Source organism: Paenibacillus sp. FSL K6-1096, assembly GCF_037977055.1.
Classification (GTDB): domain Bacteria; phylum Bacillota; class Bacilli; order Paenibacillales; family Paenibacillaceae; genus Paenibacillus_AQ.
In genome coordinates this window covers 305010-331029 of sequence record NZ_CP150274.1, presented here as the reverse complement: position 1 = coordinate 331029, position 26020 = coordinate 305010, and the positions used below count along the sequence as shown (strand labels likewise).

The window sequence follows — 26020 nt, the reverse complement described above, 5'->3', positions numbered from 1 at the left end:
GTATAACTGCTCTGCCCGGCAAAAGACCAGGCTGCCACCTTTAGTATAGGGGACGCCTGGTCTGAAAAGCATGGGGAAGCGGGAATCAGGTTTCGTTCTTGGTTACGCCGTTTAAGCTTGGCACGACATTGGCTGCTTTATTCGGAGTCACCATCTGTGGGATTTCAGTGATACTGGCGTGATTCTGCTGATTATGCTTGCTGTCGGCGCGGTTGTCCTCACGGTCAAGCTTCGCGTCTGCGTTATTCTTGGGCACACTGTTCACCTCCGTCTCTGTGGGTTAGTATGAGATAGCGGGGTGTCTTTTATCCTGGAGTACGGAGTAGTTACCCGCTGAAGGAGGCGAAGAATCATCGCTGAGAAGACGAAGGTTGTTGAAGTCGTTCCCTATGATCCGGCCTGGAAGGAGGAATACCTCCGGATTGAAGCCCGGATGCTTGAAATTGCCGGTGACCTGATTATCGGCTCGGAGCATGTTGGCAGCACCTCTATTGAGGGTTTATGGGCCAAGCCGGTCATTGATATTGATCTGGTGATGGAGAGCTATGATAAGCTTCCGGAGATCATCCGCAGACTAGAGTCGTTCGGCTATGAGCATCAGGGCAATCTGGGCATTGAGGGCAGGGAGGCCTTCAGGAGCAAGCACGACGACAGCTTCATGAAGTATCACCTCTACGTATGCCCGCAGGACGGCAAAGGCTACCTGGAGCATATCGCGTTCCGGGACTATCTGCGCGCCCATCCGTCTGCACGTGACGAGTATCAGGCGGTCAAGCAGCAGCTCGCTGGGCAGCACCGCTACGATATCGATGCGTATTGTGAGGGTAAGACTGCGTTCGTGCGGTCCATTCTGCAGAAGGCGGCAGAAGAATAAGGACTATGCTTATATGCTAACGGACAGGGTCCCAAAAGCCCGCAGCGGACGGCCGGTCCGGCAGCACCGCGTCATATTCCCGTAACCCGGCCGGATCACGGAACCCGAACGTCCTCCAGGCGTTAAAGAGGGGATTTGGGTCCATGTGTAAGTTCCTTCCAAGGTTAATCTCTGCGCAGAGTAGGTCCATTATAATGGGCACATCCCTTAGCCGGCAAAGTCCGGCCGGGACGGTATTCTTACCCGTGCAGGCCTGCAGAGCAGCGCATCCATGATTTGTTCACATTTACGCTGGAATAGAAGGAAATACTTGTATTAATGTCATTTTTAAGGTAAATTAATGGTATACCTTCCGGATTACAAATCGTCTGGAAGTGCAGCTTAACAGATGGTATATGCAAGCCGAAGAGGAGCATTTCCCCCAAATGCTCCTTTTTGCATGGCAGGATTCAAGGCTCTAAGGTGCAAAGGATACGGTCTGCAGAAGATACCGGATTACGTAGAAGGCAATGATCAGTATGGAGAATACACCCAGAAGCAAAGAAACCAGGTCTCTGCCGGAACGTCTGTATCGTCTCATCTTGGTCACCTCGGATCATGGGCTGTGCGTGTAATGGCTTACCTGACAGCCTCCTAAGATTATGCCCTATCCCTAATAATTATACCTGATCGGGATTCCTGTAACACATGATCAGCGTTATCTATTTCAATTGGTTGTGCGTGGTCTGATTGTTATTTCAGCCTGAAGTACGTTAGAATGAGTCTACGCAAAAAATGCTTTTGAAACAAATACATCACTGGAGGACCATCACCTATGGCAGATTTCAAAGCACAAAACGAGAATCAACCGCTCAACCGGACGTTACTGAACGAGACCGGACTAAGCCCCAAGGAAGCCGTGGATCTGACGAACTGCGAGAAGGAGCCGATCCATATTCCCGGGCTGATTCAACCGCATGGCGTACTGCTGGCCGTAACCCAGGATCAGGACAATCTGATCGTCCAGGCCAGTTGGAATACAGATGTGCTGCTGGGAACCGCTGCTGATGCGCTTCTGGGAACACCGATGGCGGATCTGATCGGCCCCGGACAACTGGCCATGCTGCTTGTACGCAGTGTTAACGCGAAAGAAACCGCAGATTTACAATATACGGTCATACAGATTGAAGTTAGAGGTGTGCCGGAGGATTTCTTCTGCATCATTCACGAAAGCGAGGGCCTGATGATTGTCGAACTGGAGCCGGCTTCAATCAGTGAGAGCGACAGCGCCAATGATTACGACTGGATTCGCACGTTCTTCGGACGGCTGAAGCATACCTCGAACCGGCTGGAGGCCAGCCAGGCTGCTGCCGAGCAGGTGAAAGAGATGCTGGGCTATGACCGAGTGATGATCTACGAGTTCGATGAGCAGTGGAACGGCAAGGTCATTGCCGAAGCCAAGGAAGAAGGGCTGGAGCCGTTCCTGGGGCATCATTATCCGGCATCCGACATTCCTAAGCAGGCGCGTGAGCTGTATCTGCGCAACTGGCTGCGGACCATCGTGGATGTGAACTATCTCCCCGTGCCGATTACCCCTGTGCTTCAGCCGCTGACCGGCAAGCCGCTCAACCTCAGCCTCTCCATCCTGCGCAGCGTCTCCCCGCTCCATATTGAATACTTGCAGAATATGGGGGTGGGGGCGACTACAACCATCTCCCTGATTAACAACAATAAGCTATGGGGACTGATCACCTGCCATCACTATTCCCCGAGATATGTGCCTCACCGCATCCGCAATCTGTGCAACTTCCTGGGGGCTTTCTTCTCCAGCGAGCTGTTCCAGCGCCAGCAGCTGGATAACTATCAGACTGAGCTGGAGGTACGGACCAAGGCAATGCGGATTGTCGATATTTTCACAGGCCATACCAGCTCATCCAGTATCATTGAGCAGCTGGTAGAGGAAGAACAGACCCTGCTGGAGCTGATGGAGGCTTCCGGTGCAGCGGTCTGCTACCAGGATAAGCTGATGCTGTTCGGAGCGACGCCTTCGCGGGAGCAGGTACGGGAGCTTGCCGGCTGGCTGTCCGGCAAGGCGAAGGATTACACCTATTGCACCTCCAAGCTCAGTCTGGAATATGAGTCCGCGAAGGCTTACAAGAACACGGCCTCAGGTGTCATCTATCTTGCCCTGACCCCGGGCCATCAGAATTACATGATCTGGTTCCGCCCGGAAGTGGTGGAGATTGTAGACTGGGCCGGCGATCCGGCCAAGGCGGTCATCCAGGAAGGTGACACCATGCGGCTGTCTCCACGGAAGTCATTCGAGAAATGGCGGCAGGTGGTCCAGTCGACCTCTCTTCCCTGGAGGGAGCAGCATCTGAATATTCTGCCGCAGCTCAAATCCATCCTGCGCGCACAGACCGAGAACCAGCTTCGTCAGGCGGAAGAGCAGGCCCTGCAGAATGCCCGTACGCTCCGTCACAATGAACAGCGTTATCTGCAGCTGATGGAGCTGTCTCCGGTAGCGTTCCTGATGATCACGGATGATGTGATTACCTATTGCAATAACCGGGCTCAGGAGCTGCTTGGTGAAGAGAAGGGCAGCTCCCTGGTCGGGCAGCCGTTCCTGAATTATGTGCATGGCACCTACCGCCCTGACCTGCAGCAGCACTTCCAGAACTTAAGCAGGAATGTGACCCAGTTCGTATCCGGCCAGGGCCAATTCGTGAACGGGGAAGGAGCGCCGCTGGAATTATCCTTGAGCCTCGCATCTGTTGTCCATGGCGGCAAACCGTCGGTGATGGCAGTCTTAAGTCCTGGGACAGGGGCAGAAGCGAAGGGCGAAGCGTATGCTGATGCGGCCACTCAGATGCAGAGCTACCTGACTACAGATTCTCTGACCGATCTGCCGAACCGGCAGGCGCTGGAGAATGAGCTGGATCAGCGCTGGGAGGATGAGAGGAACCTGCAGGAGCCGCTGCTGCTGCTGTCCATCGACATCGATGACTTCCATGCCTATAATGCTGTCCACGGATTAAAAGGCGGTGATCTGTGCATCCAGTCGGTGGCTGACGTACTGAACATTATTGGAATGAGCTATGGGGGCTTCGTGGCCCGGTTCAGCGGCGCGAACTTTATCGTGACGATGGCCGGAGCCTCGCAAGAACAGGCAGAGGAGCTGGCTGAAGCCGCCCGCCAAAGCGTCCAGGAGCTGCAGATTCCCCGTGACCGCTATGAAGAGGAAGGAGTCGTTACCGTAAGCATCGGCGGAGTGCTGAAGGTGCCGGTTCCCTCAGACCGACCGTCTGACTTCATCGCCAAGGCAGAGAAGGCGCTCTATGAAGCGAAGTCCACCGGGAAGAATAAGGTTGTATTCTATTAGTATTTAACATATCAAGCCAATGAGCCGGAATGTCCTTACAGGACATTCCGGCTTTTTTGGGTTGTATAGCGGGCCCGAAAATTCTGTTCCTGTCCTATATGTCCAATCCCCTGTGAGTAATCCGCATACAGTACTGTGTAACCATTGCTGTTGTCCTACTTCATGTATTCCATCGTCCACATGATCCACAGGAGGTGAACCACAGTGTCAGTAGAGAAGCATACGCTGGCAGCAGGAACGCCATATGCTACACCTTATTATGTCATCAGCAGCGGGGCTCCCGGTCCTGTATTCATGATCCTCTCTGGTGTCCACGGGAATGAGCCGGCAAGCAGCCGCGCCGCCCAGGGCATCGCCGGAAGGTTCAGCCGGGGGGAGATGAAGCTGCGCCAGGGGAAGCTGATCATCGTTCCGCTGGCGAACCAGATCGCACGGCGTAAGGGAATCCGCGGACAGCCCGATCTGAACCGTACATTTCCGCGTGGCCCCGGAAGCCAGGCCAGACATCCGCTGTCCGCAGCGATATGGCAGCTTGCCTTGCGTTACCGCCCTTCCTGGGTGCTTGATCTCCATGAAGCCAACGGGCTGTCCCAGCTGAACCCGAAGCGGGTCGGCCAGAGCCTGATTATCAGCCAGGCCAGCCGGGCCGGGGGCACGGCGAAGCGGATCATCGGGCGGATGAATCTGACTATTGCCAATAAGGCATACCACTTCAACCTGCGGCACCGGGAACGCGCCGGAACCTTCCGGATGGCCTGCCAGCGCCTGGTTGACGCCAGGGCAGTGACAGTGGAGACCTGCTGGAGCCTGGATTATTCCTTAAGGGTGAAATGGCAAAGTGAGATCGTCCGTCAATTCCTGCGGTCGGCAGGGCTGATGTAAGCGCCTGCCGACCGCTTTTCTTAACTGGGGTGAAATCATGAATTGACAGAATTGGTTATAGTGTATATATTAAATATATACACTAAACACAAAGAACACAAAGGAAGCTGATGCTGCTGCATGAATATTCTGATATCAAGTACATCCGGCGAACCGATCTACGCCCAGATTGTCGGACAGGTCCGCCAGATGATTCTGCAAGGCGAGCTGGTCTCGGGAACGCCATTGCCGTCGATCCGCTTGCTGGCTAAGGAGCTGCAGATCAGTGTAATCACCACGAAGCGGGCTTATGAGGAGCTGGAGCGGGAGGGACTGATTAACTCGATTGTCGGCAAGGGGTCTTTTGTATCCGGGGCGGATCAGGAATATATCCGGGAACAGCGGCTGCGGATGGTGGAAGGCAAACTGAAAGAGATTATTGATGAGAGCAGGCAGCTGGGGATGGAATACGCCGAACTGGCGGAGATGCTGAAGCTTCTCTATGAGGAGGAACAGGAATGAGCAATGTCATCCAGTTAGACCATGTAACCAAGAGCTACGACCGGTTTGAGCTTAAGGATATTTCGCTATCGATTAAGGAAGGGTTCATTACCGGGCTGATCGGCCCGAATGGTGCAGGCAAAACCTCGCTGATCAAGATGATGATGGGCCTAATCTACCCGGATCAAGGCGACATTCAGATGTTCGGACACAATAACCGGCAGGAGCAGACAGCGATCCGGGCGCGGATCGGCTACGTTTCGGATGAGAGTATCTATTATGAGAATATGACCGTGAAGCAGATGAAGAATATTATCGCTCCGTTCTATCCGGGGTGGGACAACGATACATATCTGAAGTTTCAGGAGCAGTTCAAGCTGTCGCCGGGAAAGAGAATCAAGGAGTTGTCGAAGGGGATGAAAATCAAGTTCTCGCTGGCTGTAGCTCTATCCCATGGTGCTGACCTGCTGATCATGGATGAGCCGACCTCGGGGCTTGATCCGGTCTTCCGCCGCGAGATGCTGGATTTGCTCAGTGAGCATATCCAGGATGAGAAAAAGTCGATCCTGTTCTCCACCCACAACACTACCGATCTGGACCGGATTGCCGACTATATTGTATTCATTAACGAGGGACGAATTGTGTTCAACGAGATGAAGGAGAGTCTCAGTGAGCGCTATCTGCTGGTCAAAGGCGGGAAGGAGCTGCTGGACCGGGATGTCCGGCGGTGGTTCGTAGGGCTGCGGGAGAACGGGCTGGGGTTCGAGGGCCTGATCAGCAACCGGGCGGAGGGCGAAAGATATTTCAAGGACACGGCACTCTGCGAGACGCCTACGCTGGAAGAGATTATGTATTTTACAGTAAAAGGGGGTGAAGGGGTTGTCTAATTCCATCGCTCTGATCCGTAAAGACTTCATGATAATCCGGAAATTTACGCTGCTGCTGATTCCCTATTTCGTGCTTATGATCTATTCCAATGCAGAATCTTATACGGTATTCGCGTTGCTGCCGGCACTATTGCTGCTGATTAACGCCTGTACGATTGATATGCAGCATAACAACCAGAAGTTTCTGGCCACATTGCCGGTGCCAAGGCAGCGGCTGGTTCAAGCGAAATATATGACACTGCTGCCGCTCGCGCTGTTTAGCATCGTATGCACCATTGGAATGTACTATGTTGCTGTCGCGCTGGGCAAGCTGGACGAACCGCTGCACTGGAAAGAGCTGGGTCTGGTTACGGCCCTGATCCCCCTGCTGGCCTCATTCTATCTGCCGCTCTATTACTGGCTGGGGCAAAAAGGGATGCAGATCACCAATTTTATATTTTTGATGGTTATTATGTTTATTTTCACCATCTTTGCAAGCTTGAACAAGGAGTATCCGGCTCTCTCTCAGTGGATTCAGAACGGCAAAATAGAAAATATGCTGCTGGTGGTCATCGGCGTGCTCGCCTACCTGATCATTATCTACGCCTCTTACTTGATCTCTTCGCGGATTTATATGAACAAGGATATTTAGTCTCATTACCAGTATAGGCGTCATCACCAAAATGACCTCAGCTTCCACCGCCTGGTGGAGGACTGAGGTCATTTGCTATAGGCTCACTTAACGGAAGGTTCCGCCCCGCTCCAGGCTGTCGATGAAGTCCTTCGCTTCCTTCAGCGTCAGATTCCGCGCTTCGCGCATAACCTTGATCGCCTGTATCTTCTTGCCTTCGGCCAGCAGCAGGCGTATTCTCCGCTCCAGATCGGGCGGCATCTCCGGGTTCTGCACGAGCATCGGGACCGGGTTACCGGAGGATTTGCTGGCGGCTGGAGATACAGGTGTCCCCCCGTAAGTATCCCTTTGCATCAGCCGGGATTCCAGCTCATTCACCCGCCGCTTCAGGCTGAACACGCTCAGCATCAGCAATAACGCCAGCACCAGCGCCAGTACAGCAATAATATCAGAGGTTTGAATTTGATCCATAGACGATGGCTCCTTTCCTAATAATCTACTACCCGTGAGAAGAAAGAATGAACACTTAAGCACGGAATGTTAATTGCTTCCATATTAATCTTCGTATTTACCAAAAATGAGATCAAATGGTGTATAATTATAAAAAGGGAGGTGATTCTGATGACTGAATTCCCAACTGGCGGTGGACCCTTTGGTGGACCACCTATCTATTCGAATGACCCCGGCGGGCACAAAGCCAATCATGACTTCAAAGCACAGGAGCTTCATACCAAAGGGCCACTGGGATTGTGGCGGCAAATCTCCGATACGTTGATCGCAGTTGCTATTATTGCTTTGATTATTGTTGTGTTAATGTGGATTTTCTAAGGAGAATACGTATGATTTACAATCAAGCAGAGCGGACACTCGAAACGGACAGATTACGGCTGCGCTTATTCAAGCCATCGGATGCAACCGCTGTCAGCAGTTTTTGTAACAATTACAATATATATAAGAGCACCTTGACCTTGCCGTATCCTTATCCTTTGGAGTGTGCGGCAGACTGGATCGCAAATATTGAACAGAACTTTGAGCAGGATAAAATGTATGACTTCGCGATTACACTCAAGACAGACGGTCAACTGGTTGGGGCGATTGGGCTATCCCATCATCCGTCTTATCGTAATGGGGAGATGGGGTATTGGATCGGTGAAGCCCACTGGGGGCATGGCTACGGATCGGAAGCAGCCCGGGCGGTTATTGAATTTGCTTTTACCGTAAAGAATTATCACAAGGTCTATGCCCGGCATTTCGCCTCCAATCCCGCCTCAGGCAGAGTGATGCAAAAGTGCGGAATGAGCTATGAAGGCACACTGAAGGATCAGGTATATAAGATTAATGCCTTTGAGGATATGGTTTATTACGGTATTGTTAATCCGGTGGCCTAGAGAAAGCCGTATCAGCCCTTCCCCCTATACTCACTTGGCGTCTGCCCGGTGAACTTCTTGAACTGCCGCATGAAATGGACATCGTTCTCATAGCCGCAAATGGCTGAGATATGGCTGATCGTATACGTGGTGCTCCGCAGCAAATAAGACGCATATCCCAACCGGCCCAGGATGATGTCGCTGACCACCGGGATGCCGAAGATCTGCTTGTAAATCTGTTGGAAATAAGATGGGCTCATATTCATCCGCTCCGCCAGCTGCTCGACAGAATACCAAGTGGAGGGGGAGCTCAGCACTTCATTTCTCAGGTTCAGGAACGCATCATAGTATTTGCTGATCGGCTGGCTGGCCTCCACATGATGACGGATATCACTAAGCTTCATGAACAGGCCGCGCAATATGGAGTCGATAATCTCCTGGCGGAAGGTACCGTTCTGCAGATTCTCCCAATGAAGCTCATGAACTTTTCTGGAGATATATAGAGGGTCATGGGCCTTCATTAAGGTGTCCAGCGGCAGCTTTAGGCGGTCCCACCAAGCATCTTTTTCCTCCATCTCAAAGTGAAACCAGTCATGCACCAGCGGAAGCTCCGCATCCTTATAGAAATAATCGCTGGTTTGGTTATAGATGATATAGGTATTCGGTTCAGCATAGACACTCCGCTTCTCAAGCCTCAGCTGCATCCTGCTGCGAAAGAATACAAACACATAATCGCCGGAGCCTTCCGGGCGGTCTATTGTCATGCCCTCCGGATGAATTACATTCGCACCGCACCGCTTCAGGGTGATCATACATATTTCCACCTTTTTATATAATAGATCAGTCAATAGATAGGATAAATCATTTTCTTTCCCGGGACAAGGGAGTACTCTGTGATAGTAAATATGGAGAATACTTCAGTAACGAGAGAGAGGGCTACAACTGAGATGACTAGAGCAGCAGCTACGAAATTCTATATTCCGAACTACCCGAGACCCCAATTTGTCCGCAGCCAGTGGCAGGAACTGAACGGAGAATGGGAATTCAGCTTCGATGATGACCAGACAGGCGTTGCAGCGCGCTGGATGGACCATTTCCCGTCCACGCACACGATTAACGTTCCATTCACCTACGAGACAGCGGCCAGCGGTATCGGCGACGAGACCTTCCACCCGCGGATCTGGTACCGCAAGCAGCTGGTTCTGTCCCCGGAAGCAGAAGGGAAGCGGACTGTGCTGCATTTTGAAGGCGTGGACTATCAAGCGGTCTGCTGGGTGAATGGCAGCTATGCCGGAGAGCATGAGGGGGCATATGCCCGGTTCTCGTTCGATATTACCGATCTGCTGGGGCCGGATGGCGTGAATGAGATTGTGCTGATGGTGACTGACAGCGACAGCTGTCTGCAGCCCCGGGGCAAGCAGCGCTGGGCGGGCCGGAATCACGATTCGTTCTATGTGCAAACCACTGGCATCTGGAAAAGCGTCTGGCTGGAGCATGTCCCCGCTGCCCGGCTGGATTCAGTGAAAATGACGCCCGACATTAACCGCCAGATGATTCGGCTGGACTATCGCGTACATGGGCTCACAGAAGCACAGAATCTCCGGCTGGAGACGGAAATTACGTATCAAGGCGAAAGAGTGAATAAGCTTAGCCTGGCGGTAGACAGAGCATGGATGACAGTGGAAGTCAGCATGACGGGCGGTATTAACGGGCCTTGGCTGCAGAACCTGTGGTCACCGGGGAATCCGAATCTTTTTGACATTGAGTTCGTGCTGTATGCGGGGGATCAGGAGATTGACCGGGTGGGCTCTTATTTCGGCATGCGCAATATCTCGATCAAGGACGGCCAGATCCTGCTGAATAACATCCCTCTGTACCAGAGACTGATCCTGGATCAGGGCTACTGGACCGGCAGCCATCTGACCCCGCCGTCAGAAGAAGCGCTGATTCAAGATATTGAGGCGATTATGGAGATGGGCTACAACGGTCTGCGCAAGCATATGAAGGTGGAGGACGCCCGGTTCCTGTACTGGTGTGACGTCAAGGGGTTATTGGTCTGGTCGGAAATGGCGGCCGCTTATGAATACAACGACGAGGCGCTGGAACGGTTCACCAGGGAGTGGCTGGAGGTTGTGCAGCAGCAGTATAATCATCCGTGTATCATCACCTGGGTGCCTTTTAACGAATCGTGGGGTGTGCAGAACATCCTTCATGACGTCCGGCAGCAGACCTTCACGGAGGGCATCTACCTTTTGACCAAATCTATCGATCCCTATCGTCCGGTGATTACAAATGACGGCTGGGAGCATACGGTGTCTGACATTCTGACCCTGCATGATTATGTGGAGCGGGGCGAAGCGCTATATGAAACTTACAAGGATAAAGACTCTATTACGGGCAGCGGCGGTACGTATAATGAGTGGAAGTTTGCTTTTGCAGAAGGTTACAAATATAAGGGACAGCCGATCATCATCAGCGAGTACGGAGGGATTGCCTTCACTAGCGAGCACGGCTGGGGGTATGGTCAACAGGTGGATAGCGAGGAGGCTTATCTGGAGCGGTTCGGCAGCTTAACCCGGGCGATTCAGGCCATTCCGTTCATCTCCGGGTACTGCTACACACAGGTTACTGACGTCCAGGATGAGGTGAACGGCATACTGACTGCGGAGCGCAAGCCGAAGGTGCCGCTTGCACGGATTAGGGAGATTAATCTGAAGCAAGGCATGTAAACTCTTTCAAAAAATCATAGAAGGGGTTGACGAACGGAAGATATTACACTATCATTCATAATAGTTACAAAAAATTAATAAATGTCAGGCAGCATTAGCCGGCAAGAAAGGAGACTGAGTTCTGTTTGAAGAAAGGAATCGTATGGCTGCTGGGTATTGTGCTATTGCTATCGTTTGGATCTGAAAGAGCATCTGCGGATGACGGTTCCAGGCTTAACCAAGAGATTGATGAGGTCATGGGAACTCCATACAAATGGGGGGGCACCAAGGCATCTGAAGGGTTTGACTGTTCCGGGTTTATCCTATACATATTTGGTAAGTTCGATCTGGATCTTCCAAGAACCTCTAAGTCTCAATCCACTGCAGGCGATTATGTCGCCAAGTCCGATTTGCGTCCAGGGGATCTGGTCTTCTTCGAGACCGGGGGCAACGGCGTCTCCCATGCAGGCATCTATGTCGGCGACAACAAATTTGCTCATTCCTCCAGCAATAAGGGTGTGACCATCACCAGCCTGTCATCAGGTTACTATAAGGACCGCTATGTTACCGCAAGAAGAACCATCTCGGAGAGCATGTATCAGAAGATGACCGGGAATTAATATAAGATAATCAAACGGCGACTTTGCCCTGGAATACCGGGGTGGGGCGCCGTTTTTTATGCCTGATTTTATCCTCATAAGCATCATGCCAGGCTGCAAGAGAATTGATATTTGTATATTGCAAGAGGGCTCAAGAGAGCTAATGATTAATCTAATCCCCAAATCTTCACCAACAGGAAGCCTAACCCGGATAGCAGGACAGACCCGATCAAGCCGGCTCCAAATGCCTTAAGGCCCATGCGTCTAAAAGCAGCCATATCCACGTTCAAGCCGAGTCCGGCCATCGCCATGGCAATGAGGAAATAAGCGGCGAATACAAGCTTATCCGTGATTGCTTCAGGGATGATATGAAGGGTGTTGACGGTGCTCATCAGCAGGAAGCCCAGGATAAACCATGGAACGGGAACAGATCTCCAGTTGGATGGCCGGCTTCCCGGGTTCGCCTTACGTTCTTTGTGGTTGGTCCAGATTCCGATGATCACAGCGATGGGCACCAGCATGGTGACACGGGTTAATTTGACGATGACTGCAAGATCAACTGCCTGCTTGCCGGCCGGCTCCGTTGCTGCTATCACATGAGCAATTTCATGGAGCGTGGCACCAGAGAAGATGCCGTAGCCCAGCGGGGTCAGGGTAAGGACGGGATAGAGAAGGGTGTACATCAGTGTAAAAATAGTGCCTAAGATCGCTACAGTTGCCGCACTGATCGCCGTTTCCTCGTCACTGGCCTTGAGCTGTGGAGCGATGGCCACCACCGCTGCCGCTCCGCAGATCGCTGTCCCGCAAGCCGTAAGCAGTCCCAGTCTGGATTCTACCTTGAACAGCCTCGCAAGACCAAGTACCGTACAGATTGTGAAACCAATACACACCAAGGCGATTAGTACCACCTTGGGACCCGCCTGAAGGATATCCTTCAGGCTAAGCCGCATGCCCAGCAGAATGATGCCATACCGCAGAAGCTTCTTGGAGGTAAAGGAGATTCCCTGTGTTAAATAACCTGGAACGCCTAGTGTTGCTCTCCAGATCATTCCGAGCAGAATAGCTATTACTAATTGTCCCATAATGCTGAGGATGGGGGCAGCAGATGCGTATTTGGCGAGCAGCGCCAGCATTAGAGGCAAGGCGATGCCGAGCGCAAAGCCCTGTTTTTTCTTTTCCGCTATTTGCCCGGCGAATTGTAGATTCATCGAAGTCACGTCCAATAGGTTGAATTTGGTTTCTTTAATCACTATATTCAGTTATGATTGATTAGGGAAATACGGATTCTAAATCTATATCATAATAAAAACTTATCTTACAGGCGGTGAGCTATCTATCATGCTGGAATCTCTGGTGGTGTATGTAACGGTTGTGGAGCAGCGGAATTTCTCCCGGGCGGCCGAGCTGCTGCATCTGTCACAGCCGGGAGTCAGTCTGCAGATCCGTAATCTGGAGAAGGAATTCGGCGTAAAGCTCATGAACCGGTCACCCAAATGGGTGAAGCTGACGGAAGCGGGGGAGCTGTTCTATAGACGGGCGAAGGAGATGCTGAATCTCTATGAGTCCGTTAAGCTCGATCTGGCCAGGCTGCATGATACCGTTAGCGGAAGCCTGCATATCGGGGCAAGCTTTACGGTTGGCGAATATGTCCTGCCCCGGCTGTTCACATCCTTCGCCAAGCAATATCCTGACGTGGAGATGGGGATGACGATTGCGAATTCATCGGAGATTGTTGCGGCCTTACGGGACAATAAGATTGAGGTGGGGCTGATTGAAGGAAATATCGAGGCGGCAGATCTGCATGTTGTTCCCTTTATGCAAGACGAGCTAATCATCGTGGCTGCTGAGAATCACCCGCTCTCACGAGCGGGTGCAACGGAGGTGGGCTCACTCCAGGATCAGATATGGGTGCTGCGTGAGAGCGGTTCGGGGACGCGTTCGTTTAGTGATATTTTTTTTGAACAAACGGGCTTAAGACTGAAGCGCTCCTATGAAATCAACAGCAGCCAGGGCGTGAAGGAGGCTGTCGCAGCCGGACTGGGAATTGCCATGCTCTCGAAGTGGGTGGTCCGCAGGGAGATCGAGACCGGTAAGCTCATAGAAATTCCCGTACAGGGCCTGAGACTTGAAAGAGACTTCACGGTTGTGCGGCTGACCGGTCATGTTCCCAGCAGAGCGAACGAAGTGTTCGTGGAGAGGTTGATTAAGCTGGACAGTGCATTTTAGATATGCAGATCTTTTTTATTGAAATAATAGATACCTGAAGCGTACAGAATGACAGCAAGTCCCGCAAAAATTCCCATCGCTGCATAAGCAAAGCTGTCCCCGGCGAATAACCGTTCCGGGCTGAACAAAGCAAATATACGGAAGCTTGGAAATCAATGTTTACGGTTGGGGGTAGGTTTTTTGAGTGCAATGTGATAGGATGAAATGGAATAAAGTGGTTCCTATGAACAGGAGGTGGGCTATTTGAGTCCTGGGGTGAAGTGGTCGGCCTTTATCTTATCCCTACTGGGTATTGGACTAAGTTTCCTTTTTCTGTTTTTTAACCCTTACAGTGAACATGCGGTATCCAGCAGCACAAAAGTGATTGTGGTCCTCATGCTCACATTACCTTCAGCCTTCATGGCCGTTTCAATCTGGCTTGGTCTTCGCTTGCTTATGGCCATTTCTTTGATCTGGCTGGCACCCTATTCCTTCTATATCTCCATTGCTTCCATTCCGAGCATTTGGAACGTATTTTTACTGATCCTATTGATCCAAATCGTAGCTACCCTTTCATTTTTCAGACACAAAAAAAACGAAGGCCTTCCCAGCTAGAGGAAGGCCTTCGTTTTTAGTTGGCATCGATACCGAGATGAAGCAGGTTGCCGGCTATTCCATCTGTCTCAAGGTCTACATAGTAATGATACATGCCGTTTGGCCGTGGCGTTATACTTATGTAATGCTCGGCATATGTCGTTCCGGCGATGCCGCCTCCAAAGTTATAATTTACGTGCTGGACAGAAGCACTTTGTCCAGAATCGGAGCCGCCGCCCCATGAATGGTTAGAATAGTACCAATACGTTCCTAAAGATGTAGGCTGGGCATCCCACCATGTCAAAGAACGTGAGTTGGCTGTATACGGATATCCCGTTGTACTGGTGTTCTCGGACCAGGACCACTGCAGTGTGGACGAATTACATAAAATATTTACTGGATCGAGTGTTTTTGCGGTGACTGTAGCTGTGTAGTTGTATATTGCCTTTGTGGTAATGGGATCATTTTCGACTTCTGTAGTTGCTTCATGCGAGGTATAGTTTTGAACGCTATAAATTCCAGTTTGAAAGTCAACTTCGATATTGTAGGATTCTTGTTGTCCATTTGCAGGGCGGGATTTTCCGACCCGCACATGGTATTTTCCGTTTTCCTCATAAGCTTGCAGACTATCAAGAACGATTTCACTGTTGGGGGCGGCTTCGAATGTTCTGTACAATTGGAGATTGGGCGGTGACCCTTCGGCGGGCGGTAATACTTCAGCAGCATAACTCGGAATAGCTAAACTCATGACCAAAGTGACAGTGGCAAAAAATGAGGCGAGTAGCTTTTTCATGCCTTTAAATCGCTCCTCTTCACAATAGTTTGGTTACAACATATTCCAATTTGTACTCTATCATTCTAGTATTTTTATGAGATAAAAGTCAACTTATATTAGTTTTAGAATATACAAGTGGTCTAGGGGGCTTGCAGTATAGAGGTTCTGGTAGTGGATCATCTCCTTTTCATCCGGCACTCATCGATTCTGAGGTCCACCAGACGGTCCTGAAGGATCATGAAAAGAAGAACGTCGAGGCCACTCGACAAAAAAATCAGGAAAGGGGGAGAGCTCGAGGAACATCACCTCTTTTTTGTTAAGTTTACATTGATTCCGGAGGGGCACGGAGCCCGCTAAACGATTTTGACGGTAACTGCAACCATGAGGGTGAGCAAATAACCACAGCCGCCATAGCATCGCAAGTTGCTGCCGAAGGTGTGTCTGAAACTATAGATTGCGTGATAGCCGACGATATAGCATAATTTGGAAAAGGTAAAACCATAATGAAATCATATCTCCAAAGCCAAACAGTAATTCGATCAGATATAAAAACGGCCCCAAAACCAGCTTAATTAAGCTGGTCCAATTTATTTGCTTACTACTTCTTCACAAAACCCGTATTTTGTACATATGTATATAAGTCGACTTATACCTTTGTTTGGCCACAAAAAAACAACTCATTATGTCGGTGGACAAGAAATCCAGTAGAGTTGATCTCCATGTACACATACTTTTTTAAAGCATTCTCAATTGTGAATGAGAAATATGCCATGGGTATTTTCAACGTTGCAGAAACCCCGTTCTTGTCTACCGACATTAGAAGTTCATCGTAACTCCCTTACGAATTTATAATTAAAGCGTGTGGCAAAGCTATTTATCAACAGTTCTCTATTCCTTAGCGTAATCAAATGCCTTCTCCCACTCCTCCTTCTTAATCTCAATTTCTTCAAATACATTTTTCACAATTTTAATTTTTCCCTCTGTCCACTTCTGGTTGTTGTTCTCCAGAATTTCTGCAAAAGGGAGATTAGGTTCAACCGCTGTAACCTGTGCACCTCTTTGTGCAAAAGGAATGGAGAACCCTCCAGACGCTGCGCCAATATCCAACACGGAAGCACCTTCAAATGCTACTCCTTGTTCTTCCAGCCAACCTATAATCCGTTTTGTACGCTGCATTCCCTCTTCGGTAAAGCATTGATGATTATACTTTTGAGCAGTCTTGTCAAAGGCACGTTCCGGAACAATCCCCGCTGCTTTCATCATATTTACGCCTGTTGATTCATCCTCCCGCCAAGCTTTTTCCCAATTCAATTCATCAAAAATGTTGTTCAGCATTAAGATAACCTCCGTCATTTATATTCACTAATTGGAAACCAGCCTGGAGGGCTATTCACAATCGTTTTCCACATCGGATCAGGTATAACTAATGCTTTCTGTGCCTCTTTAGTTAAAGAAAGAGTAATATCCACTTCTTGCCCATCTTGAGTTTTCTGTACCCAATCAGGGTCAATGATGAGTTCTCTTCCTAGTGCAATTAGTGGGATTCCCGTTTCGAAAACTTTTAAGGCTTCCTCTGCTGTCCGTATTGCTCCTACACCGATCAAAGGAACTCTTCCATTAATCTTGTTATTTATAATTTCAATTCTTGGGCGATTCAGATCATTTCCACTACGGGGGTGCGACCAGATATCCATTAATGAAATATGAAGGTAATCTAGTTCCCGTGCTGCGAGGACATCCACAAACTCAAGCGTATCTGACATCTTGATCCCTGGAGATTCTGCTTCCTCCGGAGAAAATCGGAAGCCTACTGCAAACGCGCCTTTACTATGCTCAGCTACTACACGCTTCACCTCATCTACAACGGCCAGTGGAAATGCCATTCGCTTCGTTAAACTGCCTCCCCATTGATCATCACGATTGTTGGCATGCGGCGAAAAGAATTGTTGAAATAAATAACGGTTAGCCCCATGGATTTCAACACCGTCATAACCGGCTTCAATAGCTCTTCTCGTCGCCTCTCCAAAATCCTTGATAATGGAAACAATCTCCGTACGAGTTAGTGCTCTTGGAATTACTGTTGGGTTTTGGACGCTGGGCACATTACCTGCGCTAACCACATCTCGTTCAGGTACCAATTCTGCCGGACATTCGCGCCCTCCATGATAGATTTGCAAAATCGCTTTTGATCCTTTTGCTTTAATCGCTGATGCTAATTGTTGTAGACTGGGGATTAATTCGTCACGATCGGCAGCAATTTCACCATGAAATCCTTTGCCGTTAGGCGTGACATATGCACATGCTGTAATGACCATTCCCACTTGGCCCGAACGCCGCTCGTAATAACGAAGTTCTTCATCTGAAACGGAACCGTCAGGAAGAGAAGACCAGTTGGTCATTGGAGCCATTACGATTCGATTATGAACTTGCAGCCCGCTACGAAACGTTAGCGGTTGGAAAAGCGGATTATACATAAGGTTCATTGATATTTCCTCCCAATATAAGTTGAAATTAAGCTACTGCTGTTCAATACTGGATACGTTCACCCGCTTAATAAAGAATGAAAGTATAAGACCGATTAATGCAATAAACATGGCGAAAAGGAATACATTTTGAATCCCTGCTACAACAGCTACCGCCTCAATATCTTCCCTACCTTTCATTTGTTTCATAAAATCATTCATCCCTAACGTCATAATACTCACGGCAACTGCCGTTCCGATTGCTCCTGCCAACTGTTGAATCGTATTCATGATCGCACTGCCATGTGAGTAGAGCTGTGGCGGTAATTCATTTAGCCCATTTGCCTGTGAAGGCATCCATACCATAGCTATCCCAATCATCAAGAAAGAATGCAATATGATAACCTGAAGCAAAGTAGTGTTCACTGTAACTCCAGAAAGGAGCCATAATACAACAACTATAATTAACATACCTATTGGAACCACCCACTTAGGGCCATATTTATCAAAAATTTTTCCCATAAAGGGCAGCATGATCGCATTTACGATTCCACCAGGCAGCATGACAAGTCCAGCTTCAAAAGCATTTAGACCAAGCCCTCTGATCAATAGCATAGGCAACATGATTGTAGCGGCTAACATCATCATCAGATTTAAGAAAATCATGACTGCACCAACAGCAAACATTTTATGCTTAAATGCTGTTATATCCATCATCGGCTGCTTCATATTCAATTGCCGTATAATAAAGACCATAAGAGAGGCAATACCCACACCTATTGGTATAATGACAGTTGGTGTAGCTAATCCTCCTTCACCTTCTCCTGCACTGCTAAAGGCAAATACAATCCCACCAAACCCGAGAGTAGAAAAGAATAGGGAGAGAATATCCAGTTTAGGTTTCGTAACCATCGAAAAGTTGTGCAAATATCGCAGTCCTATCATCAAAGAGAGCACTAAGATGGGAAGAGTTAACACAAATATCCAGTTCCATCCTATTTTCTCCAGTAACAAGCCTGAAATGGTTGGTCCTATGGCTGGCGCAACAACCAAAACCAATCCAATTAAGCCGTATGCTCCCCCTCTCTTCTCTGGGCGAATGATGATTAGTACCGTACTGTACATCAGTGGCAGCATAATCGCAACCCCCGCCGCTTGAATGACACGCGCAATCATTAGGATACTGAATCCAGAAGCACTTATTGCTACCAGTGTCCCGATAATCGATAATGCAAGTGAAGAAATGAAAAGCTGACGGGTAGAAAAACGTTGCAGCAGATATCCCGAGATGGGAACTAAGATCGCTAATGTCAACAAGTATCCTGTGGTTAGCCACTGGCCAGTTGCATTCGAAATTTGAAATAAGTGTATAAGATCACTCAAAGCTATGTTTAATGATGTTTCGTTAAACATTCCGACAAATCCGCTTAGCAGCAACGCTGCCATTATTGGTATCACTTTATATCCCTGATTCTGTTCTTCCATCACATTTTCAGCCATTTCTGCATCTCCATCCTGTCTCAATATTTTCCCGGAGTTTATAGACTCCTTTTGTCTGTATTTATAGCAAAAAAAAATTATTGAATCTCTTTATCAAGATCAGCCAAGGTCATATTTCTAAAATAACTTTCCATCTTATTTTCTCCTTGCAATATTATCCTTTGAATGGGACATTGGGGACCATGGTCAAAGCTGCAATCAAACAATGAAGCAGTACCTTCAATGGCTTGGATGACATCCAGGAATGAAATATCTGCCCAATTCCTTTTTAATTTATAGCCACCGCTCATGCCTGGTAAGGATTCGATCATTCCTGCCTTAACAAGTTTCGTTAAAATTTTGGAAAGATAAGTAGGAGATACGTCTTGTAGTTCTGCCAGCTTATTTACACTCATTGTCTCTTTAGGGGTCGCCTGTACTAGAAAAAGCATTGTATGCAATGCGTAATCGGTAGCTCTAGAATATTTCATTTATTCCTCCTTATATCAAAAACAGACTATATTTATCTATAATATCTGTATTTATTTAAATAGTCAACATAATTAAAACTTTTAAAGGATTAAAAAGGCCTCCGAAAATTAGGTAGGCCGAAGAATAGGCGAGCTGGAGCATACGTCCTAAATCCTAGTTGCATCCCAAACTTTCGGATAGTGTTTTGATTAGATTCTACCCCGGGTGATCCTCAAACATGATGTAACGAAGAACCATACTTCTGTAGCCTTTACTTTGTTAGCTGATGAACCGACAGGTTGACTTGATCGTTAAAACGTAAAGAGCTTTCTCGGTATTTTGAACGATGTTGGCATCTGAATTAGAATTATTTATGTAAAAAATAAAAAAACTGATTTCCTAAGTTATACAGTGAATCTCGGAGTAGTCAATGAAGATGGGAAAGATGCATTGATTATCCGGCCTAGATAATACGCAATGTACAGCCTGAGCTGGAAGCCACTTCTTATATATCTAGAGAAGTCCTTATCCAGCAACTCATCACTCCCAAAGATGATATCCATCAAATCGGTAATAGTACCAAGTTCTTGTCCCTTAAAACAGAAAACCCGCGCTTGGCGCGGGCTCTTATGGGACTATGTTCTTGTACACCAACATCCCTTTTCATTAATGATCAACTCAAAAATGCATTTCATATCCTTTACATATTACTTCAACGGGTTCATCTTCTTACACCGGGAGTCCGGCAGCGGTAAATACACGGTCGAACCCTGCCTTGGAGCGGAGAACCAGCTGCTCCGGCTTATCTTCCGGCTGGTCTGCCGTCAGAACCTCCTGGGATACAATTCCGTCATAACCAATATGCTGCAGTCCTCTTAAAAAACCTTCCAGATTGATGACACCTTCCCCGGTGTACAGGCGTTCGTTATCCCGCACAGCCTCCAGAGGGATATCCGGCGCGTCGTTAATGTGCACATGAACGATTTGCTGCGCCTGCAGCCGCTCAATGTCACCTGGAGCCTGGCCATTCGTGTACCAATGAAACGCATCCAGCAGCAGACCGACATTCGGCTCTCTGATCGCGTCTATCCAGTCCAGCGTCTCATCCATCGTCCAGATGAAGGGGTATTTCCAGGCTGTCCGCAGATGATGCGGTCCGACAAATTCGAGTCCCAGCCTGATACCATAGGCACCCAGTATTTGCGCGCAGAGCCGCAGGCGCCGGGTGGCGACTGCTAAAAAGTGGGCAGGTTTGGCTTCGGTTGATGGCAGGATGTAAGTACAGCAGCGTGTGCAGCCGAGCGAATGTGCAGCAGCAGCAGCTTCCGTCAAGCCGGTCAGCCCTGCCCGAAACCGGTCCTCATCAGCTCTCCATTCCACAGGCAAACCTATTGCACCAATCACAACGCCGTGCTGCTGTAGCTTTGCACGGGCCCCATCTATTCCAAGACGTTGTATCAATCCTCTGGCATCCAGGTCAACCGCCTGAAAACCGCCGTTGCCGGCCAGTTCGATGAACCGCTCGTCACTTTCCACTGCCCCCAGACCGCTTAGGGTCAAACCTCTCAGCATTTCATAATCCCCCTCAATGAACAGAAGTTTTAGTCAGTATCCATTAGTCTGACTTCATTATCACTTGTTCCTTGAACCGGCGCAAGTCCAAGCTCCGGGTTGGCCAAGAAGGCTCGTCTTACGGCAACAAGAAAATCATGCTGCCTACAAGCCTGGTGATTCGTGACACGGTTAAGCCAGTGTAAGAAAAAAAGCCGCCCATTGGCGGCCTTTTGTTTTGGGGGCCCCACAAAGTATCTGAGTCATCACCTACGCTAAAGCTCCACTTTGTGGGGTTATTTTGCTAAGAGTTACTAACCTCAGCTGCCATTTTCATCGTCTGGACCATGTTATATTCTTTCTTCACAATCTCTTCGAGTTTTACGAACGCTTGATCATGAACGCGATTATTTGATGCGATCATTTTAATAACTGTCGTTCTATAAATTTCCCATAAATGACTTAGCTCCACGCTCTGTTCTGCTAACTTCTTATAGAGATTTGTATGGGACGATTGATCTTCCAGTAACTTAAAAAGCCTGTGATTCTTCTTATGATTCTGTGCAAAAGAACTGCTTCTCAAGGCAAATATGCTAGTCTCGTTCAAATTACCTACAAGTTCTTCGAATTCCTCTACATAATCGGTCAACGCTTGTAGTCCCAACTGGTAATGAAGACCATATTGTTCAAGAAAAACGACCTTATCATCCAATAGATTGCTTCTGAGTTCTGAGATAAACGAGTCCTGTACTGAAAATTCATGGTTAAAATTCCTGATCGATCCTTCATGCACAGAAACCATTATGAATCTGACTTTTTTGCCGCTTTGAATTAGATTTTGGGTAGATTCCATAATGACTTCAAGTGGAGTTTGATAATCGTGCATTCGCCCTGGAGATAGGCAATCTTCAATTACTGTGTATGCCTCCCCACTCGCACATTTTCCATGAATAAATGTCGGATGGATAAAATGGATTTTACCGGATTCTCTTCCACTGGAATAAAAAAAGCGGTCCACATCGAGAAAGACATATTTCTGCTTGTCTAAAGCGCCTTGAATCATCTCATCCAGGAAAGGTATATCCGATTGCTCAATAAGCTGATCCTCAAAGCGAAGATAATGATAGAGCTGTTCCGTGTCATATTGAACTTTCGGCAGCATTAATCCTTGATGAAGCAAGCTTTCAAAATTGTCTTCGGGGAAGGTCTGGTTGATGAGTTTTTTCCAGTACTGCGTTTTAAAAGTCAGAGGCAGCTTCTCGAACGATGAATGATGACTAATGAGAATCGACATCAAGTTATTATTGACACAATCAAGCCAAATGTCATTATAAGGCAAAATCCGATGGGCAGGTGTCATATGGTCAACTCCCTATGATGAACTCACTGATTAGGTGGATAGCCAGCTCACATCATTTAACGTACCGTCAGGGCGAAGAATAACTTCTTTCGGAAGAGCATGAGACAGAAAATGAACATTGCCGCAGGTTAAGCCATATGCTCCCATATGGGGAAACGCGATCCAATCCCCCGGCTCTAGAGGGGGAAGCATGACGCTGCCTTGCAGCACATCTGCGGGAGTGCACAATTTACCGCAAACATTGTAGGAGATTCGGCCTTCTCCTTCACCGGATTCGTATAGCCTGCGCTCCCCCGCCTTCCAAAGCTGAAGAGGCAGAGGCTGCTTGAAGCTTCGTCCCATCAGGCTGGAGAAAGCCCTATGGTGGGTTCCCCCATCGACAATGGCGAAGGCTTTGCCTCTGGAGAGCTTGGTGTACAGCACTCTGACCGCATAAATCCCCATCGTTGCGGCAATCCGCCGCCCTGATTCTACGAATACCATTTTGAGTTCCAGATCCCGGTTGCGCTCTAACTCCCCGGCAAGGTACTCCCCGAAGGCTTCGACAGGAAACGGCTCATCGCCTTGAAACATGGGAACGCCGAAACCGCCGCCGAGCCCTAAGCATCGAAGCTGCAGGCCGAATTGGTTCCGCACCTGCCGGGTGAGACCGAACATCATCGGAACGCTCTCCCGGTAAAAGTCGAGGTGAAAATTTTGCGTGCCCTGGTACGTATGCAATCCGATCAGCTCTAGCCCTTCAAGGGTAATGGCCGTTTGCACCGCTTCATTAATTTCACTGTCGTCGATCCCAAACTGGGAGGCAAGTCCGACCGATGACATACGCGAGCCTTTGGCTCCAGTAGATAAATTGACCCTTAACATAACGGGAGCGGTCATACCAAGCGCAACAGCTTCATCGTGAATGACGAATAGCTCCGGGATGGACTCCGCATTAATCGCGTAGATCCCATGACGAAGCACATGATGAATCTCGTCCGCGCTTTTGCCCGGTCCGGTAAACACGATGCTGTTCGGATGTACCCCGTTAGAGCGGGCCATCTCATATTCCCCCACCGATGCGACTTCGACCGGCGAACCCCAGCCGTTGATGAGACGGCATATCTCCGGATTGGGGTTGACCTTCATGGAATAATATAGCGTCACATCCTTGGGTAAAGCGTCCCGCAGCGAAAAATAATCGGAGGCCAGCTTGCCCTCGTCATATACATAAACGGGTGATCCAAACGGCTGGGCTGCTTCCAGCCAAAAGGGTTGGCCCACTTCCTGCTGATTAGACAGTTGTTGTGAAACCATAGTCATACGACAGCTCCCCTCCATTCCATGATTGCTTCCTCCAGCCCTTGACGGGCAAGCTTCTCAGCTTCATCGTCCACACCCCAGCTCAGAGTCGAGATCCTGCAAGGCCGGATACGGTCTGCCGATTCCCCATCACGGTGGAAACCATACACGAATGCCCCGCCTTGTTCTGCAGAGATCCTTATCGATGTCACCTTTTCGGCAAATTCTGCAAATGTGGCTCCAGGGTGGAGCTTGAAATCATAGGATTGAGTCTCCATTCTAGGAAACCCGCGTTCGAGCAAGTGCTTGCGGATCTTTAGCAAATACGTGACCATGGTAAGACGGGCGTTGATCTCTATAACCGGTATTAAAGTTCCGTCTTCATCCAGTATGGAGTCTACCCCGATGAAACCCTCGTAGCCCCGGGAATGTAAAGATTTACCCAGCTGTTGCAGCTGTCCGGTATAAGCCACGGTCAAGGATTCAGGCAGGTCCGGGTGCAGAAGGCTCCCCCTGTAAACTCCTGCATCCGTAATCCTCTGCTCGGTCATAGCCAGGATCTCGCAATTGGTTCCCCCCAGCCAGAGCTGTGCCGTCAGATGGCGCTCGACCGGATGCCAGCGTTCCACCGTCACAACCGGTTGCCCGCCACCCCGGGAGATCTGCCTCTCTAAATATCCAAGCAGCATCTCCAAATCGGAGCCCCGATGGATATGGAACAGCGCTTTACCGGAAGAACCGTATGCGGTTTTTACAACCAGCCGGGCTCCAGGATGCCGTCTCTCCAACTCGGCGCAAGTACGGCGGATCGCGTCAAGCCCCTCGCATATCCTGCCGTCGCTGACTGGAAAGCCGATTTCTTCGCATAATTTACGCGTTGCGATCTTGCTGTTCAGTTCCACGGACAATCGGGCTGGCGGGCCGATCCATCTCCCTCCGTTTTCCTTGAGAAACTGCTCCTCTTGCTCGTCCATCAAATAAGGAACAGCAATCCGGTTGCGAAACTCACCCGTATATTCAGACCGTGCGCCAATCGCGATGGAGGGTATGGCTATCTTCTCTTCTTCCAAATAAGCTAGGAATTCAGGATCTGGAGCCTCTTTCAGGAGAACAAGATCATCCCGGTCAGCCAAATAAATTTGGTAGAGATCCATTTGCGAGACGAGCCGATCTCCGGACGCATTGTTAATATGGGGTAAGCGAAGCTCTTGAGCGGCTTTTCCTTGTTCCCAATTAATATTGGAGTACCAGAGCTTCGGTGCACGCGTTCCGGTCAGATGCTCCACATAAGGTGCGTTATTCATGTTCCCGTCACCTCCACTTTCTCCAGCTTGCGATCGGACTCCAGCCCTTTAAGCCAGTCTAGCTCCGACTTTAAGATTTGAAAGGGGTTGGCTCCGAACCATTCCAGAGATACCGGGACTTGGGTAGGGTCCAGGATAAGGCGCTTTATTATGGCTTGGCAGTCCATTTCTCCATCGGCCAAGGGTACGATACCTCTGCGGCTGCCGCTCGGAGAATAGATATTGTCAGGAGAGAATACTTCGAGCCATTGCCGGGATTCCACATTCTTCAGATGGATATTGACCATCCATGGCTTCAAGCGTTCGTAGGCGGCAAGGGGATCAGCACCCGATTCCCAAATGTGCAGAAAGTCCAAATTCAGCTTCAAGGCAGGGTGGCCGGTTTGCCGGAGCAGTTGAAGTGTGGAATCTAAGCCGTCGGCAGCGGTTCCCGGATGAGTCTCAACCACTGTATAGACCCCTTCCCTCTCTGCTATGGCGCAAAGGATATTTAGACGTTCGCTGCAGAGCTCCCAGTCCTTCTCATCAAGAGATTGACTGCTCCGGTTGCCGGCGAAAATCCTCAGCTTATTGGTGTGGAACGCTTTGGCCGCCTGTACGGTTTCCTGCCACTCCTTAAGCAGAACGTCCATTGGGATATTCCCCATGAGAGGGATATAATCGCTCAGCATGTTGATCTTGAGCCCGTAGCTGAACATTTCGTCCAGCATACCGCCCAGCTCCGTTCCCCGTTGGCGCAGCAAAGCCTTGGCATGCACGCCCCACAGTTC

The 26020-nt window shown here is 49.2% G+C and carries 27 protein-coding genes; 12 read left to right on the top strand and 15 right to left on the bottom strand.

Features of this window, described 5'->3' with window-relative positions:
- Nucleotides 1-85: 85 nt before the first annotated feature.
- Entirely contained in the window at nt 86-256 is a 171-nt protein-coding gene (locus MHI24_RS01380; protein ID WP_340023773.1) for a hypothetical protein, read from the bottom strand.
- Between the two features lie 177 nt (nt 257-433).
- On the opposite strand from MHI24_RS01380, the gene MHI24_RS01375 reads away from it, so the two are divergent.
- Complete coding sequence (locus tag MHI24_RS01375) at nt 434-874, top strand: GrpB family protein (RefSeq protein ID WP_340023772.1); 441 nt, start codon at nt 434-436, stop codon at nt 872-874.
- A 16-nt stretch (nt 875-890) separates the two neighbouring features.
- Here MHI24_RS01375 and MHI24_RS01370 read toward each other — a convergent pair whose 3' ends face one another.
- Nucleotides 891-1019 (bottom strand): hypothetical protein, encoded by a 129-nt coding sequence (locus tag MHI24_RS01370; RefSeq protein WP_340023771.1) that lies wholly within the window; start codon nt 1017-1019, stop codon nt 891-893.
- A 669-nt stretch (nt 1020-1688) separates the two neighbouring features.
- On the opposite strand from MHI24_RS01370, the gene MHI24_RS01365 reads away from it, so the two are divergent.
- From MHI24_RS01365 to MHI24_RS01345, 5 genes are all read left to right on the top strand, one after another.
- Nucleotides 1689-4235 carry a diguanylate cyclase gene (locus MHI24_RS01365; RefSeq protein WP_340023770.1) on the top strand — a complete coding sequence of 849 codons (2547 nt, stop codon included), beginning with the start codon at nt 1689-1691 and terminating at the stop codon, nt 4233-4235.
- Between the two features lie 204 nt (nt 4236-4439).
- Nucleotides 4440-5117: a succinylglutamate desuccinylase/aspartoacylase family protein gene (locus MHI24_RS01360; protein WP_340023769.1), complete on the top strand. Its 678-nt coding sequence runs from the start codon at nt 4440-4442 to the stop codon at nt 5115-5117.
- Between the two features lie 120 nt (nt 5118-5237).
- Nucleotides 5238-5618 (top strand): GntR family transcriptional regulator, encoded by a 381-nt coding sequence (locus tag MHI24_RS01355; RefSeq protein ID WP_209990105.1) that lies wholly within the window; start codon nt 5238-5240, stop codon nt 5616-5618.
- The gene (locus MHI24_RS01350; RefSeq protein WP_340023768.1) at nt 5615-6484 is read left to right on the top strand and encodes an ABC transporter ATP-binding protein; all 870 of its coding nucleotides are present in this window, start codon (nt 5615-5617) and stop codon (nt 6482-6484) included. Before MHI24_RS01355 ends, MHI24_RS01350 begins: the two co-directional genes overlap by 4 nt.
- Entirely contained in the window at nt 6477-7115 is a 639-nt protein-coding gene (locus MHI24_RS01345; protein ID WP_340023767.1) for an ABC-2 transporter permease, read from the top strand. The genes MHI24_RS01350 and MHI24_RS01345 overlap by 8 nt, the downstream gene beginning before the upstream one ends.
- Nucleotides 7116-7202: 87 nt before the next feature.
- On the opposite strand, the gene MHI24_RS01340 is transcribed toward MHI24_RS01345, so the two are convergent.
- On the bottom strand, nt 7203-7565 hold the full coding sequence (locus MHI24_RS01340) for a ribosomal protein L7/L12 (RefSeq protein WP_340023766.1): 363 nt from the start codon (nt 7563-7565) through the stop codon (nt 7203-7205).
- A 150-nt stretch (nt 7566-7715) separates the two neighbouring features.
- On the opposite strand from MHI24_RS01340, the gene MHI24_RS01335 reads away from it, so the two are divergent.
- Both MHI24_RS01335 and MHI24_RS01330 read left to right on the top strand, forming a co-directional pair.
- On the top strand, nt 7716-7922 hold the full coding sequence (locus MHI24_RS01335) for a hypothetical protein (protein ID WP_340023765.1): 207 nt from the start codon (nt 7716-7718) through the stop codon (nt 7920-7922).
- 11 nt (nt 7923-7933) lie between these two features.
- Nucleotides 7934-8482, top strand: a complete 549-nt coding sequence (locus tag MHI24_RS01330) for a GNAT family N-acetyltransferase (protein WP_340023764.1) — start codon at nt 7934-7936, stop codon at nt 8480-8482.
- 11 nt (nt 8483-8493) lie between these two features.
- Here the strand turns inward: MHI24_RS01330 and MHI24_RS01325 are convergent, their stop codons facing one another.
- On the bottom strand, nt 8494-9273 hold the full coding sequence (locus tag MHI24_RS01325; RefSeq protein WP_340023763.1) for an AraC family transcriptional regulator: 780 nt from the start codon (nt 9271-9273) through the stop codon (nt 8494-8496).
- A 135-nt stretch (nt 9274-9408) separates the two neighbouring features.
- Here MHI24_RS01325 and MHI24_RS01320 point away from each other — a divergent pair, with 135 nt between their 5' ends.
- Nucleotides 9409-11190, top strand: coding sequence for a sugar-binding domain-containing protein (locus tag MHI24_RS01320; protein WP_340023762.1), 1782 nt, complete (start codon nt 9409-9411; stop codon nt 11188-11190).
- 125 nt (nt 11191-11315) lie between these two features.
- Nucleotides 11316-11789, top strand: a complete 474-nt coding sequence (locus tag MHI24_RS01315; RefSeq protein ID WP_340023761.1) for a C40 family peptidase — start codon at nt 11316-11318, stop codon at nt 11787-11789.
- A 146-nt stretch (nt 11790-11935) separates the two neighbouring features.
- Here MHI24_RS01315 and MHI24_RS01310 read toward each other — a convergent pair whose 3' ends face one another.
- Nucleotides 11936-12976: a YeiH family protein gene (locus MHI24_RS01310; RefSeq protein ID WP_340023760.1), complete on the bottom strand. Its 1041-nt coding sequence runs from the start codon at nt 12974-12976 to the stop codon at nt 11936-11938.
- 127 nt (nt 12977-13103) lie between these two features.
- On the opposite strand from MHI24_RS01310, the gene MHI24_RS01305 reads away from it, so the two are divergent.
- Nucleotides 13104-13994, top strand: coding sequence for a LysR family transcriptional regulator (locus tag MHI24_RS01305; RefSeq protein ID WP_340026863.1), 891 nt, complete (start codon nt 13104-13106; stop codon nt 13992-13994).
- Nucleotides 13995-14237: 243 nt separating this feature from the next.
- Entirely contained in the window at nt 14238-14588 is a 351-nt protein-coding gene (locus MHI24_RS01300) for a hypothetical protein (protein WP_340023759.1), read from the top strand.
- Nucleotides 14589-14604: 16 nt separating this feature from the next.
- On the opposite strand, the gene MHI24_RS01295 is transcribed toward MHI24_RS01300, so the two are convergent.
- The 10 genes from MHI24_RS01295 to MHI24_RS01250 form a co-directional block, all read right to left on the bottom strand.
- The gene (locus MHI24_RS01295; RefSeq protein WP_340023758.1) at nt 14605-15360 is read right to left on the bottom strand and encodes a hypothetical protein; all 756 of its coding nucleotides are present in this window, start codon (nt 15358-15360) and stop codon (nt 14605-14607) included.
- Between the two features lie 870 nt (nt 15361-16230).
- On the bottom strand, nt 16231-16677 hold the full coding sequence (locus MHI24_RS01290; RefSeq protein ID WP_340023757.1) for a methyltransferase domain-containing protein: 447 nt from the start codon (nt 16675-16677) through the stop codon (nt 16231-16233).
- Nucleotides 16678-16691: 14 nt separating this feature from the next.
- Nucleotides 16692-17825, bottom strand: coding sequence for an NADH-dependent flavin oxidoreductase (locus MHI24_RS01285; protein ID WP_340023756.1), 1134 nt, complete (start codon nt 17823-17825; stop codon nt 16692-16694).
- 33 nt (nt 17826-17858) lie between these two features.
- Entirely contained in the window at nt 17859-19304 is a 1446-nt protein-coding gene (locus MHI24_RS01280; RefSeq protein WP_340023755.1) for an MDR family MFS transporter, read from the bottom strand.
- Between the two features lie 77 nt (nt 19305-19381).
- Nucleotides 19382-19774: an Rrf2 family transcriptional regulator gene (locus MHI24_RS01275; protein WP_340023754.1), complete on the bottom strand. Its 393-nt coding sequence runs from the start codon at nt 19772-19774 to the stop codon at nt 19382-19384.
- Between the two features lie 709 nt (nt 19775-20483).
- Entirely contained in the window at nt 20484-21326 is an 843-nt protein-coding gene (locus MHI24_RS01270; RefSeq protein ID WP_340023753.1) for a sugar phosphate isomerase/epimerase family protein, read from the bottom strand.
- A 283-nt stretch (nt 21327-21609) separates the two neighbouring features.
- Nucleotides 21610-22665 carry a hypothetical protein gene (locus MHI24_RS01265; RefSeq protein ID WP_340023752.1) on the bottom strand — a complete coding sequence of 352 codons (1056 nt, stop codon included), beginning with the start codon at nt 22663-22665 and terminating at the stop codon, nt 21610-21612.
- A 30-nt stretch (nt 22666-22695) separates the two neighbouring features.
- Nucleotides 22696-23967 (bottom strand): hypothetical protein, encoded by a 1272-nt coding sequence (locus MHI24_RS01260; protein WP_340023751.1) that lies wholly within the window; start codon nt 23965-23967, stop codon nt 22696-22698.
- Entirely contained in the window at nt 23964-25250 is a 1287-nt protein-coding gene (locus MHI24_RS01255) for an ATP-grasp domain-containing protein (RefSeq protein ID WP_340023750.1), read from the bottom strand. Before MHI24_RS01255 ends, MHI24_RS01260 begins: the two co-directional genes overlap by 4 nt.
- Nucleotides 25247-26008: a sugar phosphate isomerase/epimerase family protein gene (locus MHI24_RS01250; protein WP_340023749.1), complete on the bottom strand. Its 762-nt coding sequence runs from the start codon at nt 26006-26008 to the stop codon at nt 25247-25249. Before MHI24_RS01250 ends, MHI24_RS01255 begins: the two co-directional genes overlap by 4 nt.
- Between the last annotated feature and the right edge of the window lie 12 nt (nt 26009-26020).